Annotated in this window: 15 protein-coding genes and 1 pseudogene; 6 read left to right on the top strand and 10 right to left on the bottom strand. The window is 32.4% G+C overall.

The genetic code is table 11. The features are described 5' to 3' along the window. Positions 1-19 precede the first annotated feature (19 nt). The 4 genes from MEFER_RS05440 to leuB form a co-directional block, all read right to left on the bottom strand. On the bottom strand, positions 20-379 hold the full coding sequence (locus MEFER_RS05440) for a molybdenum cofactor biosynthesis protein MoaE (protein WP_015791623.1): 360 nt from the start codon (positions 377-379) through the stop codon (positions 20-22). Between the two features lie 17 nt (positions 380-396). Beyond that, positions 397-1,560 (bottom strand): chromate transporter, encoded by a 1,164-nt coding sequence (locus MEFER_RS05435; RefSeq protein WP_015791622.1) that lies wholly within the window; start codon positions 1,558-1,560, stop codon positions 397-399. Positions 1,561-1,626: 66 nt separating this feature from the next. Next, the gene (locus MEFER_RS05430) at positions 1,627-3,393 is read right to left on the bottom strand and encodes a ribosome biogenesis/translation initiation ATPase RLI (protein ID WP_015791621.1); all 1,767 of its coding nucleotides are present in this window, start codon (positions 3,391-3,393) and stop codon (positions 1,627-1,629) included. A gap of 87 nt (positions 3,394-3,480) precedes the next feature. Further along, positions 3,481-4,482, bottom strand: coding sequence for a bifunctional 3-isopropylmalate/3-methylmalate dehydrogenase (gene leuB, locus MEFER_RS05425; protein ID WP_048056444.1), 1,002 nt, complete (start codon positions 4,480-4,482; stop codon positions 3,481-3,483). 123 nt (positions 4,483-4,605) lie between these two features. On the opposite strand from leuB, the gene MEFER_RS05420 reads away from it, so the two are divergent. Beyond that, positions 4,606-5,799, top strand: coding sequence for an aspartate aminotransferase family protein (locus MEFER_RS05420; RefSeq protein WP_015791619.1), 1,194 nt, complete (start codon positions 4,606-4,608; stop codon positions 5,797-5,799). 34 nt (positions 5,800-5,833) lie between these two features. Here the strand turns inward: MEFER_RS05420 and MEFER_RS05415 are convergent, their stop codons facing one another. Continuing rightward, on the bottom strand, positions 5,834-6,061 hold the full coding sequence (locus tag MEFER_RS05415; RefSeq protein WP_015791618.1) for a 4Fe-4S binding protein: 228 nt from the start codon (positions 6,059-6,061) through the stop codon (positions 5,834-5,836). 103 nt (positions 6,062-6,164) lie between these two features. Here MEFER_RS05415 and ptr2 point away from each other — a divergent pair, with 103 nt between their 5' ends. Next, positions 6,165-6,587, top strand: coding sequence for an HTH-type transcriptional regulator Ptr2 (gene ptr2, locus MEFER_RS05410; RefSeq protein WP_015791617.1), 423 nt, complete (start codon positions 6,165-6,167; stop codon positions 6,585-6,587). Between the two features lie 47 nt (positions 6,588-6,634). On the opposite strand, the gene MEFER_RS05405 is transcribed toward ptr2, so the two are convergent. The 5 genes from MEFER_RS05405 to MEFER_RS05385 form a co-directional block, all read right to left on the bottom strand. After that, a complete protein-coding gene (locus MEFER_RS05405; protein WP_015791616.1) occupies positions 6,635-7,060 on the bottom strand; it encodes a ferritin-like domain-containing protein in 426 nt (141 codons plus the stop codon). Between the two features lie 119 nt (positions 7,061-7,179). Then, positions 7,180-7,620: a bacteriohemerythrin gene (locus MEFER_RS05400; protein WP_048056341.1), complete on the bottom strand. Its 441-nt coding sequence runs from the start codon at positions 7,618-7,620 to the stop codon at positions 7,180-7,182. A 73-nt stretch (positions 7,621-7,693) separates the two neighbouring features. Next, the gene (locus MEFER_RS05395; protein WP_015791614.1) at positions 7,694-8,932 is read right to left on the bottom strand and encodes an FprA family A-type flavoprotein; all 1,239 of its coding nucleotides are present in this window, start codon (positions 8,930-8,932) and stop codon (positions 7,694-7,696) included. Between the two features lie 124 nt (positions 8,933-9,056). Beyond that, positions 9,057-9,491, bottom strand: coding sequence for a V4R domain-containing protein (locus MEFER_RS05390; RefSeq protein ID WP_015791613.1), 435 nt, complete (start codon positions 9,489-9,491; stop codon positions 9,057-9,059). Positions 9,492-9,786: 295 nt separating this feature from the next. Further along, on the bottom strand, positions 9,787-10,152 hold the full coding sequence (locus MEFER_RS05385) for a CBS domain-containing protein (RefSeq protein WP_015791612.1): 366 nt from the start codon (positions 10,150-10,152) through the stop codon (positions 9,787-9,789). 141 nt (positions 10,153-10,293) lie between these two features. On the opposite strand from MEFER_RS05385, the gene MEFER_RS05380 reads away from it, so the two are divergent. The 4 genes and pseudogenes from MEFER_RS05380 to MEFER_RS05365 all read left to right on the top strand — a co-directional run bounded on the left by MEFER_RS05380 (position 10,294) and on the right by MEFER_RS05365 (position 12,790). Further along, the gene (locus MEFER_RS05380) at positions 10,294-10,803 is read left to right on the top strand and encodes a hypothetical protein (protein WP_245527775.1); all 510 of its coding nucleotides are present in this window, start codon (positions 10,294-10,296) and stop codon (positions 10,801-10,803) included. Positions 10,804-10,926: 123 nt separating this feature from the next. Next, complete coding sequence (gene hdrC, locus MEFER_RS05375; RefSeq protein WP_048056339.1) at positions 10,927-11,514, top strand: CoB--CoM heterodisulfide reductase subunit C; 588 nt, start codon at positions 10,927-10,929, stop codon at positions 11,512-11,514. 18 nt (positions 11,515-11,532) lie between these two features. Next, a pseudogene (hdrB, locus tag MEFER_RS05370) lies at positions 11,533-12,409 on the top strand (CoB--CoM heterodisulfide reductase subunit B). A gap of 66 nt (positions 12,410-12,475) precedes the next feature. Then, positions 12,476-12,790 carry a carboxymuconolactone decarboxylase family protein gene (locus tag MEFER_RS05365; RefSeq protein WP_015791609.1) on the top strand — a complete coding sequence of 105 codons (315 nt, stop codon included), beginning with the start codon at positions 12,476-12,478 and terminating at the stop codon, positions 12,788-12,790. The last annotated feature ends 22 nt before the right edge of the window (positions 12,791-12,812 follow it).

The raw sequence follows: 12,812 nt of genomic DNA, 5'->3' as shown, positions 1-12,812 counted from the left end.
ACACCAAAAATGAAATAATTTAATGATATTTCTTCATCTCATTTATTATATACTCTAATGCTTCAAATCCTTCTTTTCTATGCTTTGCAAAAACAGCTATTGAAGCTATTCTTTCTCCAACATCTAAAAATCCAGTATTGTGGTAAAACAAAACCTCAATAAGGTCAAATTTATCTTTTGCATCTTCTACAATTGATTTTAGTTCCTCTAAAATACTTTCATCTATATGCATTCCCTTTGAAGGAACTTTTTCCCCATCTTTTAAATCATATTCCCTAACAAATCCGTTAAAAGTTATGATACATCCAAACTTCCCTTTGTACTTTTCAACATATTCATCCATTTTTTTGCAAAAATCTTCATAGTTATTAAAAATCATTATTTCACCAAAAAGATTTATAGCATCAGATAGCCCAAAAATAAGCTTAGTAATACAACCAATAATATATTATACTTCCTATACAATAATAAGAATGACACTATAAATATTATCAATGCTGGTATTGACCAATCAACTAAGAGTGTAAATCTTATTGTTACCGCCACCAGCAAACCAACGAATGAGACCAATATTACATGTAATATATTTTTAAAAATGGGGTTGTGCCTTAAACTGTCAAATATTGGGATTGAAGATAGCAATATTATAAATGATGGTGTAAAAACGCTTATTGTAGCGATAACACTTCCAATAAAACCCGCAACAAGATATCCTACAAATGTCGCTGTTATTACTATTGGTCCAGGAGTTATTTGTCCCAATGCAATACCATCCATAAATGTTTTGGCATCCATTAGCTTATATTTATCCACAACTTCATGCAACATGAATGGAACTGAACCATACCCTCCACCAAATGCAAAAACATCAACTTTCATCATAAGTGTTGAGAGTAAAAACAACTTTGGGCTAATTATATATAGGAAAGAGTTGAATAGAATAACTCCCAATATTATAAAAGCCACATATTTATATACCCTCAATTTTTCTTTTGGAATGTTTATTTTTAATTGTGATTTTGTAATTTTATCCTTACACATGAGTAAGCCAATAATTATTGATACAAAAATAACTATGAATGGGCTAAATTTTAAAATAAACAAAAGTGCCGCTATTGAAACCAGTATTAAATCAGCCACTGTTCTGATGCTTTTTTTACCAAAGTTTAATGTCCCATTTGCAGCTAATGAGACCACGATAATTCTTAGTGCCTCAAAGATTGAGACAGTTTTTGGTATAGATTTGGCGTGAATATAAATTATCGTTAAAAATAGCATCATTAAAAATGCGGGTAGTGCATAAGCCATGAAAGCGGCAAAAGCTCCTAAAATCCCTCTAAGATAAAATCCTACATAAGCCGCTACCTGCATTACAGAAGCTCCGGGAATTATTTGGGATAAGGCAACCCCATTATTAAAGCTTTTTTCATTCATCCACTTTTTCTCATCTACCACCATCTCTCTAACATATGCAATTGCCGTTGGTCCTCCAAACGCTACCATTCCCAATTTTAAAAAAGAAGTAAAAATTTTTAAAGCAGAGGGTTTATTATATCCCATATTTTTCACCAGAATAAAAATAAATTTTTATTATAAATTTTAAAATTTAATAAATTTTAAATAATTTTATTCATCAACATAATAATATTCTCCTTTTTCTTTTTGCATAATATCTCTTTGACTTCCTTCTTTGTTAGCTCTCGGTCTTCCTGTATCTGGATCTCTTCTAAATGTGATTTGCATCTCTTTTAAGAATTTGTTAGCTCCATCTCTCTTATTCATTGGACTGCTTCCTATACCAAACCTCCCTGGCTCTCCACTAAAAACAATAAACCTATCTGAAATGTAATCTTGGAACAATATGTCGTGGTCAACAACAAACATTCCTGCCTCTTTTTCATCCGCTATCCTTCTTATTACCTTTGAAACCACTAACCTCTGCTCAACATCTAAAAACGCAGATGGCTCATCCAATAGATAAATGTCTGCATCCCTGCTTAAACATGCGGCTATAGCAACCCTCTGCAATTCTCCTCCAGATAGCTCTTTAACCTCTCTATCCAGCAATTTCTCCAACTGTAAAGGATTGATTATCTCTGATTTGTAATAGGATGTGTTTATATTGGTTATTGAGCTCAATAAATCTTCAACGGTTCCATCATAATCTGGGGCAATGTATTGAGGCTTGTAGGAAACTTTTATATCCTCCTCTTTTGTAACCTCTCCTTCATCTGGTTTAATTACTCCTGCTAACAACTTAACAAACGTTGTTTTTCCAATACCGTTAGGTCCCAAAATACCAATAACCTCCCCTTTGTAAATAGTTCCTCCGCTAACTTCCAATTTAAAATCTCCTAAAGTTTTTTTCATTGAGGAATAGCTCAATAAAATTGGTCTATTTTTAAAATCAATAATGGCCCTTTTTTCAAATATAATTGGCTCTTTTCTAAACCTTATATTCTCCTCTCTCAACTCTCCATAAAGATATTCGTTAATCCCAACTCTAACACTCTTTGGCATTGAAACAATACCATAGGCTGATGGAACCCCATACATGATGTGTATATAATCGGATAGATAATCCAAGACAATTAAATCGTGTTCAACCACAACAACCTTGTTAAGCTCTCTAATTAATCTTGCAGCGTTAAACCTCTGCCTTATATCCAGCCATGATGACGGCTCGTCAAAGAAATAAATATCTCCTTTTCTTAAATAAGCTGCAGCTATAGCAACCCTCTGCAATTCTCCACCTGATAATTGACTCAACTCCCTATCTAAAATATTTTTTAGCTCCAACTTCTCAACAACTTCATCAAATTTGCCCTTTTCATCAACCTTTTTTAATAATTCCCCAACTTTTCCTTTAACAACTTTTGGTAGTATATCAACATACTGAACCTTGTGAATTGCCTTTATTCCCTTATTTTTTAACTTTTCAAAATATTCCTGCAACTCAGTTCCTCTAAAGTATTTTATAACATCATCGTAATTTGGCTCTTTATCATGCTTACCTAAGTTGGGAATTAACTCTCCAGCCAAAATTCTTAAAACGGTAGATTTACCAATCCCGTTCTGCCCTATAATCCCAACAACTCCATCTCTTGGAATAACCAAACCAAATAATTTAAATCTGTTCTGCCCATAAGAATGCACTATCTTATCTTCACTCAACTCTTCTGGTAATCCAATAATTGATATTGCCTTAAATGGACATCTCTTAACACATATCCCACAACCAGAGCATAAAACCTCAGATATTACTGGCTTCCCTGTATTTTCATCTATCTCTATGGTTTTTTCACCCATCCTCACTCCAGGGCAGTACTTCATACATTCTAAAGAACATTTCTTTGGTTGGCATCTATCGTAATCAATAATAGCCAATCTCATAAAATCACCTCCATAATGAAAAAATTTTAATTTTAATTTATTTTAAATTTTAAAAAACAAAATAATAAAATAGAAATTTTAAAAAAGCTACTCTTCCCTTACTCTTTTAGCAACTTCCTCAGCCATTTCAAATGTATTTAAATTACCTCCCAAATCAGGAGTTGTCAAACCTAAAGCTAAAACCTCCTCTAAAGCCTTCTCAACTCTATCAGCAGCTTCATACTCACCTAAGTATCTAAGCATTAAAACAGCACTCAATATTGTAGCTGTTGGATTTGCTATCTTTTTACCTGCTATATCTGGAGCTGAACCATGAACTGGCTCAAACAATCCGTGCTCATCGCCAATGTTTGCTGATGGAGCTAAACCAAGCCCTCCAACTGTTCCAGCAGCTCCGTCTGATAAAATATCCCCAAACAAGTTTGAGGTAACTACAACATCAAATGTTTGTGGTTTTGTTATGATATACATGTTCATTGCATCTATATAGTAATCTTCCGCTTTTATATCATCGTATTCCTCAGCAACTTTATAAAATATCTTTTTAAATAACCCATCTGTTAATTTTAAGACGTTTGCTTTATGGGCACAGGTAACCTTTCCTTCCTTACCCATCTTCTTCCTCTCTCTTGCCATGTTAAATGCAAATCTAAATATCCTTTCACATGCCTTTTCAGTAATAACCCTTGTAGCTATTGTAACTCCTTCATCAATCTCTGCCTCGATTCCTTTATAAAGCCCTTCTGTGTTTTCTCTAACTATAATATAATCAATATCAGGTCTTAGGCATTTAACTCCTTTATATGCCTTTACTGGCCTAACATTGGCGTAGGTATCTAATATCTGCCTCAATTTAACAATAACATCTGCCGCTGTTTCTCCAGCAGCTCCAAATAAGACAGCCTCACAATCTAAAGCAGCTTCAATGGTTTCATCTGGAAGAGCTTTACCCGTTCTCTTATAAACTTCATCTCCTGCTTCAGCATAAACAAATTCAAATGGAATACCAGTAGCTTCTAAAACCTGTATTGTTGCCGGAACTACCTCTTTTCCAATTCCATCTCCTTCAATAACACATATCTTATGCATCATAATTTCACCTTTTTTACTGTTAAATACTTAATAATTAAAATTGCTTAAAAACATTTTTCCAATAAAGATAAATACACCACACAAATATATGATTTCCCAATAAATCTTACTGGTGATTGAATGAACGAAAACTGGATAGAGTTAGAAAAAAAATATCATCTCCAAATATATGGAAGATTGCCTGTTGTTTTGGTTGAAGGTAAAGGAATGGAAGTTTATGATATTAATGGGAAGAAATACCTTGACTTCTTGGCAGGGATTGGAGTAAATAATGTAGGACACTGCCACCCAAAAGTTGTTGAGGCAATAAAAAAACAGGCTGAGACCCTAATTCACACATCCAATATATATTACACAATACCACAAATAAAGCTTGCTAAAAAGTTAGTTGAATTAAGCGGCTTGGATAAAGCTTTCTTTTGTAACAGTGGAGCTGAGGCAAACGAAGGGGCTATAAAGTTTGCAAGGAAGTATGCATCAAAAGTATTGGGAAAGGATGGAGGAGAAGTTATAAGCATGTATAATGCATTCCATGGCAGAACTTTAACAACGTTGGCGGCAACACCAAAACCAAAGTATCAAGAAGGCTATCATCCACTACCAGCAGGATTTAAACATGTCCCATTTAACAATATAGAGGCTTTAAAAGAAGCAATAAGTAATAAAACCGTTGCTATAATGATTGAACCAGTTCAGGGAGAGGGGGGAATCCACGTAGCTGATAAAGATTATTTAAGGGCTGTCAGGGATTTATGTGATGACAAAAATATTGTTTTAATATTTGATGAGGTTCAGTGTGGAATGGGGAGAACTGGAAGGATGTTTGCCTATGAACATTATGGTGTTAAGCCAGATATCTTAACGTTGGCAAAAGCCCTTGGAGGAGGCGTTCCAATAGGAGCTGTTGTTTTAAAGGATGAGATTGCACAGGCTTTAAGTTTTGGAGACCATGGAACGACGTTTGGAGGTAATCCTTTAGCTTGCTCTGCCGCTTTAGCTTCAGTTGAGGTTATAGAAGAGCTTATTAAAGATGATAAAGTTATAGAGAAAGGAAAATATTTCATTCGAAAACTCGAAAACCTTAAAGAGAAATACAGCTTTATAAAAGAAGTTAGAGGGCTTGGTTTGATGATAGGAGCTGAGCTTGAATTTAATGGGGCAGATATAGTTAAGAAAATGCTTGAAAAAGGATTTTTAATTAACTGCACATCTGATGTTGTTTTGAGATTTTTACCTCCATTAATTGTAGAAAAAGAGCAGATAGATGATTTAGTTAATGCATTAGATGAAGTTTTCGCTGAAATAAAAAAATAAAAAATAGATAGAAATAAAAAGCTAATAAAAATAATCATCCTTTGCCTTTATTTTTATTTTTTGGTTTTACTACTTTAACCAATATTGCCTTTGTAGGGCATCTACCAGCACAAAACTTACAGTTATGGCAGTATTCAAAATTATAAGCGTAATACTTCCCATCCTTATCTTTTTTCCAAATAAGAGGGGCTTTTGGGCATACATCATAACATCTTCCACATCCAATACATTTTTCTTTATCTACTATAATTTCAACTGCCATCCTATTTCACCACAATCCTTATATATTTTTTAACAGATATGTTCTAAATATACAATTGTATGTTATAATTAATATTATTAATTGTCCGAAATTCGGTGATATAATGGATGAAAAAGATTTAAAAATTATTGAGATTCTTATGAGGGATGGAAGAAAATCATATACTGATATAGCAAGGGAGTTGGGAACGAGTGAAAGCTCCATAAGAAAGAGGGTCAAAAAATTAGAGGAAGAAGGAGTTATTAAAGGATACACTGCAATAGTGGATCCTTCAAAAATTGGATATAACGTTGTTGCATTAACTGGATTTGACACCGAGCCAGATAAGTTTTTAAGTGTTGCTAAAGAACTTTGTAAATTTGAAGAGGTTAAAAAAGTATTCACATCTACAGGAGACCACATGATTATGACTGAGATTTGGGCTAAAGACGGAAAAGAACTTTCAGAATTGATTTTTAATAAGATTGGAAAAATTGACGGTATAAAAAAGATTTGCCCAGCTATTATTTTAGAACAGCTAAAATAAACTAATATGAATAAAATAAAAATTTATTAAATTAAAAAATTAAAGATTTATTTGAAATATCTTTCCAATATTCCTTTTAACATCTTTGCATGTCTTGCTTCATCTCTACTTGACTCATCAAAGAAGTCATGAGCTGGATCTATTCCTAATTCTTTTGCCTTTGTTGCTGCTTCTTTCTTCTCTTTATTTGCCATGCATTCTCCTTTTAACATCATTTCAAGGTTCTCTTTCAAGTTGTCTGAGATTACTCCATTCATTTCAGCAAAGTGTGCAGCGTGCTCAGCTTCTTCAAATGCTATTCTCTTTAAAACTTCTGCAACTTCTGGTAACCCCTCCCTCTGAGCCAATCTTGCCATAGCTAAATACATTCCAACTTCTTTACACTCTCCCTCAAAGTTTGCCTGGACTATCTTTTCTAATTTTGTACCTTTTGTTATTCCTATTTTGTGTTCATTTACTAACTCTAATTCCATGATTCCACCTTATTCTTTATTTTTACTTAATTTTTTTTACAATAATAATATGTGCAGTCGCGTATATATAATATTAATGGTTCGAAATTCATTATATATTCGATGAATTAATTCAAAATTTAGTCAATATTAACAGGTTCATCTTCAATAACAATACCCCTCTCTTTAAACCACTTTCCATACTTATTATCTGGTTTTGCTATGTGCATTGTAAGCCATCCTACTAAGAAAGATAAGACACTTCTAAAATCATTCTTTGAACCCTCTTCAATCTTTGGCAATAACTTTTCTATAACGGTTTTAACAAAAATTTCATGGGTTTTCCTATGCCTATCCAAGTCAGGATAGCCATATTTTTCCATAACTTCCTCTTCATGTTTAAAATGCTTTGCAGCATAATTAATTACTCTCTTCCTTAACAAATCCTTAGCTTCTTCATTTTTTCCTTCCCCTAATAAATTGTAAATCTCATTTAATGTTTTAACCAAAAATTTATGTTCTTCATCAAATGCCCTAATCCCTGTTTCAAGGTCTTTACTCCATTTTATTACTTCCTTCATTATTTTCACCATATAAATTATGCAAATATATGGATATACAAATATAAATTTCTAAAAATAAAAAATAAAGAGTTTAAATCTTCAATTCCTTAATTCTCTTAGCCAATTCTTTACCCATGTTGTAGCAGTTTGTTAATTCATCCTCTGTTGGGACGTAGTAGAGTTCATACTGGTTAATAACTTCAAATCCACAGTTTGCTAAATCTTCAGCAATCTTAGCTACTGCTCCCCCTCTACCTCCCATTGAACCAAATGCTACTGCCAATCTTTTAAATCCAGTTCTATTGAATTTCAATCCTCTCAAGTAGTAGATGATGTCCCCAATTGATGGGTATGGCTCATCATAAATTGTTGGAATTCCTAAGAGAACTGCCTTAGCGTCTAATATATCTTTAACAATCTCACTTCTCTCATCGTAGTGTAAGAAATACATTACAACATCTATTCCTTCACTCATTAATCCCTCTGCAAATGCATGAGCCATCTTTTGCGTTGAGTAGTGCATTGTATCATAGACAATAACTGCCTTATCCTTAGCTGCTTTACCTGTAGCAAAGTCCTGATATGATTTAATTGCCTTCATTGGGTCTGTCCATATCTGTCCATGTGATGGAGCAATCATTTTTATCTTTTCCAATAATCCTAAGTCAATAACTTCTTGAAATTTCTTCAATACAAGTTTTGATAATGGAGTAATTAAGTTTGCATAGAACTTCTTGTTTGCATCCATTAATACATACTCTGGAACATCAGTATCAAATCTTTTGTGTGCTGGGAAGCATAAGTGTTGTCCAAATGCGTCGTTTGAGAATAATATTCCTCCCTCATTGTAGAAGGTGAACATACTGTCTGGCCAGTGCAATAATGGAGCTTCTAAGAATGTTAATGTTTTTCCTCCTAAATCAACTGTGTCTCCCGTATGAACAACTTTGAATGGAGCATTCTTTAATGATGGATAGTGCTTCTTCAATCCTTCAACTGCTACTTCAGTACAGTATATTGGAGCATCTGGGAATTTTTTGTGTATCTCTGGTAAAGCTCCGCTGTGGTCTTTCTCAACGTGGTTTTGAACGATTACATCAATTTTGAATTCCCTCCCCTCTTTTTCAAAGGCATCTTTTATTCTCCCCCACATCTGGGCTGAGGTTCCTGGGTATGTGTTGTCTATTAAAGCAACTTTTTCATCTCCAAAGACTAAGTATGCGTTGTATGTAGTTCCTTTTAATGTATATCCGTGATACATCCTAATATCCCAGTCTAAAACCCCTACCCAATATACTCCATCAGCAATTTTAATTGCGTCTGCTTTCATATTCTTCACCACCAAGTTTAGTTAATTTTTAGTTCAATTTTTACAGTTTTATTATTTTACTTCATGTATATATTACAATTATGGTTCGATATCCGTATTATCGATATAAAATATACTTTCAAAATCATCCCCTTACAACCTCAACTTTAAAATAGCAGGCATCAGCCCCCTGGGCCATGCATTTTATTTCATCAACTACGACAGTCTTTTTTAGTATGCATTCCATTGCCCCTGCAATTAAACCAGCATCAAAATAACATATTGGCTCATCAATATCCAAGCCTTCACACATTGCACACTCTCTTACTTTCAAAATAAGAGGTCTTCTACTTTCAATCTCTAAAATTCCTAAATTGTTCTTTTTAAAGAATGATTTTAATTCTCTAATATTTTTTGGATTTAAATATCTTCCAAATTCATATCCTATTTCATATAATGTTATTTCTGAACCCCTCTCTTTAATTTTCTTTATAACAATGTATATCATGACTTTAAAAAGCTCTAAAGGGATGTATTTTTTAATTTTTCTATCAGAATCTTTCTTATCGTTAAATTTCATTTTCTCCTTATTAAACCCATTTTTTAGATATTCTACAGTTCTTTTTACAATTTCATCGTCATCTGGAAACTCATCATCTTTACTTTCAATAATTCTTTAAAAATTTCACTCGTATTTTTATTTAATTTAAATTGTATATTGTATTTGCAACATATCACCTTTAAAAATTACCATTAACAATATTTTAAAAAATAGAGTAAATAATAACTTAACCGTCATTTTTTCGCATAAAATATTTAAAAAATAGACGAATTTCGGAAAAATTGAAAAATCATTAAAAGAGCTTAAAAAGATTTTACCTATTTTTGTAATATTTTAATAGGTCAAAAACACTCAACGTTCCTACAACTTCATCATTATCATTAACAACTGGATAGGCAATATCTTCATTTTTTATCATTTCATCTATAAGCTCATCACTTATCTCATCATCCTCTTTTAAAATCTTTATTTCATCAATAAGTAACATTAAATCTTCAATTTTTGAATGCTTACATCCTGCAAGCAAATCCAAAGCTGTTATCCAACCTGCTAATTTTCCATCCTCTACAACTGGAGCGTAGCTTTTTCTTTCCCTATATAAATATTGAATAACCTCCCCTCCGATATCGTTTGGGGAAACCTTTACAAAATCCCTATTCATGATTTCTTTAACCTTCATAGTATCATCCTTTTTTATTTTAAAAATTTTTAGTTATTGATATAAAAGATTTTTTGAGAAGGTATAAAAACAAATTATAATTTAAAAATAATAAACGTGAGAAATATGCCAAACCCCTATGCCCACTTAGTTTTTGGAAAGTTGTATTTAAAAAATTTAAAAACAAATGTTGATTTAAACAACTTTTATTTTGGCTGCGTAATTCCCGACATAAATCATATTTCTAACTTAGAGAGGAGGATTACACATTTTTATGATGGCGATGTTTTTGAATTTTTTAAACCAAAAAATATTTTTGAATATTCATTTTGTTTAGGCCATAATTTACATATAAAAATTGATAATCTATGGAAATACAATATAAGGTTAAAATACAACATTCCACTCGAAGAAAATCTAAAAATATATGCCTATCTTGATTATTTTTTAAAAAAGACGTATAATTTTGGTTATAATTATTTTAAAGAGCGTGTTTTAAAAGGTAATTGTAATTTTCTTAAAAAATTAGGTATAAATAAAAAATTATGTGAAGAATGGAAGAAAAGATGTTTAAATGATGATGTTAAGCATAAAAACAAAAACATAAAATATGAAAAATTGGTAAAGGAATTCTTAAATCTTGTAAATATATTCTTTTTTGATATTAAATAAAATCTCCCCTTCTTTTAAAATTGTTTTTTATTGTAATAATTACTTATATATTTAAATATAGAGAATGAAAAATAATAAAGGATATATATCCTGCAATATACAAACATTATAATTGGTGAAAATATAGTCTTGAAGTCAGAGTCAGACTTTAAAAATTCATTTGTAGGAGAAATTATAGATAATGGAAAAGATATATTAGGAGAAGAGCATGTCTCATCTTTTAAAGCATGCTATCAGCGTGGAACTTGCACTGGAAGTTGTCCAAGTGGTAGAATAACTGCATTTAAAACAAGAAAATTGATAAGGTACGCTCAATTTGGTATGAGAAAGTTGGCAGTAGAAAGTGAAGACCTTTGGATGTGCACGACATGCTATGAGTGTTATGAAAGATGCCCAAGGGAGGTAAAAATTACCGACATAATCAAAGTTATTAGAAATATTGCTGCAAAAGAAGGAAGGATGGCAGAAGCTCATAAAAAAACTGCACTTTATGTATTTAAAACAGGACACGCTGTTCCAATCAATGAAGAAATAAAAAAGGCACGAAAATCTTTAGGATTAAGTGAAATCCCTCCTACAACACACAAGTATCCTGATGCGTTAGAGGTTGTAAGGGGAATTATGAAAGATTTAAAATTCTGTGACATGGTTGGAATATGCACCGAAACGATGCAATTAAAACCTATTGAATGGAAAGACATGTCAGAATAATAAAATAAGGTGAATTTTATGGAATTTGTTTTTTTCTTAGGATGTATAGCTCCAAATAGGTATCCAGGTATAGAAAAAGCTACATACACAGCAATGGAAAAATTGGGAATAAAGTTACACCCATTTGAAAAAGCCTCATGCTGTCCAGCTCCTGGGGTCTTCGGTACTTTTGACTTAAAAACATGGCTTACCTTAGCTGCAAGAAACCTATGCGTTGCTGAAGAGATGGGTTTAGATATTTTAACAATATGTAACGGTTGCTACGGTTCATTATTTGAGGTAAATCATATCCTTCAAGAGAACGAAAAAGCCAGAAACATGGTAAATGAAGTATTGTCAAAATACGGACTGGAATATAAAGGGACGGTTAAAGTTAGACACTTACCGGAAGTTCTTTACTTTGATTTAGGGGTTGATGCCATAAAAGAGAAGGTAAAAAAGCCATTGGATATGTAGCAGTTCATTATGGTTGTCACTACTTAAAACCAACTGAAATAAAGCATTTAGAAAGTTCTGAAAGACCTAAATCATTTGATGAACTTGTTGAAGCACTTGGAGCTAAATCAATAAACTATAAGGATAAAAATATGTGCTGTGGAGCTGGAGGGGAGTTAGAGCGAGAAATCTTGATGTTGCCTTGCAGATGACGGAAACAAAATTAAGAAATATAAAAGAGGCTGAAGCAGATTGTATTACAGACGTCTGTCCATTCTGTCACTTGCAATTTGATAGGGGGCAAATAGAGATAAAGGAAAAATTTGGTAGGGGGTACAACATTCCCGTTATTCACTATTCTCAACTTTTAGGGTTGGCGATGGGGATGTCTCCAAAAGATGTTGCGTTAGACTTGCATTTTATATCAACAGAACTGTTAATTGAAAAACTTGGGTTATGAAATATTTGGTAAAAGATATATACCTATAAAAATAGACATTATTATTGTAAAGTTTGAGGTGGTAATATGAAAAATGAAGTATTCTTTGGGGAGGGGATTAAAGCAGTTAAAGAAAAATACCCAGATTTGTATGAGGCTATTGTTAAATTAAATGAAGCTGCATATACTGGAAAAGTTTTGGATTATAAAACTCAAAAATTAATAGCTATAGGGATAGTTGCCTCAAAATGTGATGAAATAGCAACAGAAAAGCAGATGATTAGTGGAATGAAAGAGCTTGGCATTACAAAAGAAGAGATTGCAGATGTTTTGAGAGTTGTTCTATTAACAAGTGGAATGCCAGCATTTACAAAGGCTATGAGGATTTTGGAAAAAATCTAAATAATTTTTTAGTTGGGGGAAG

This window comes from Methanocaldococcus fervens AG86, assembly GCF_000023985.1.
GTDB lineage: Archaea > AGJL01 > Methanococci > Methanococcales > Methanocaldococcaceae > Methanocaldococcus > Methanocaldococcus fervens.
The sequence above is the reverse complement of the archived record's forward strand: the minus strand, read 5'-3'. Positions and strand labels throughout refer to the sequence as shown.

Coding starts and splice junctions, on each gene's coding strand:
- MEFER_RS05415 (WP_015791618.1), bottom strand. CDS start 6,061: ATGGCAGTTGAAATTATAGTAGATAAAGAAAAATGTATTGGATGTGGA.
- leuB (WP_048056444.1), bottom strand. CDS start 4,482: ATGCATAAGATATGTGTTATTGAAGGAGATGGAATTGGAAAAGAGGTA.
- MEFER_RS05405 (WP_015791616.1), bottom strand. CDS start 7,060: ATGGAATTAGAGTTAGTAAATGAACACAAAATAGGAATAACAAAAGGT.
- MEFER_RS05420 (WP_015791619.1), top strand. CDS start 4,606: ATGAACGAAAACTGGATAGAGTTAGAAAAAAAATATCATCTCCAAATA.
- MEFER_RS05430 (WP_015791621.1), bottom strand. CDS start 3,393: ATGAGATTGGCTATTATTGATTACGATAGATGCCAACCAAAGAAATGT.
- MEFER_RS05395 (WP_015791614.1), bottom strand. CDS start 8,932: ATGAAAGCAGACGCAATTAAAATTGCTGATGGAGTATATTGGGTAGGG.
- MEFER_RS05400 (WP_048056341.1), bottom strand. CDS start 7,620: ATGAAGGAAGTAATAAAATGGAGTAAAGACCTTGAAACAGGGATTAGG.
- MEFER_RS05440 (WP_015791623.1), bottom strand. CDS start 379: ATGATTTTTAATAACTATGAAGATTTTTGCAAAAAAATGGATGAATAT.
- ptr2 (WP_015791617.1), top strand. CDS start 6,165: ATGGATGAAAAAGATTTAAAAATTATTGAGATTCTTATGAGGGATGGA.
- MEFER_RS05385 (WP_015791612.1), bottom strand. CDS start 10,152: ATGAAGGTTAAAGAAATCATGAATAGGGATTTTGTAAAGGTTTCCCCA.
- MEFER_RS05435 (WP_015791622.1), bottom strand. CDS start 1,560: ATGGGATATAATAAACCCTCTGCTTTAAAAATTTTTACTTCTTTTTTA.
- MEFER_RS05365 (WP_015791609.1), top strand. CDS start 12,476: ATGAAAAATGAAGTATTCTTTGGGGAGGGGATTAAAGCAGTTAAAGAA.
- MEFER_RS05390 (WP_015791613.1), bottom strand. CDS start 9,491: ATGAAATTTAACGATAAGAAAGATTCTGATAGAAAAATTAAAAAATAC.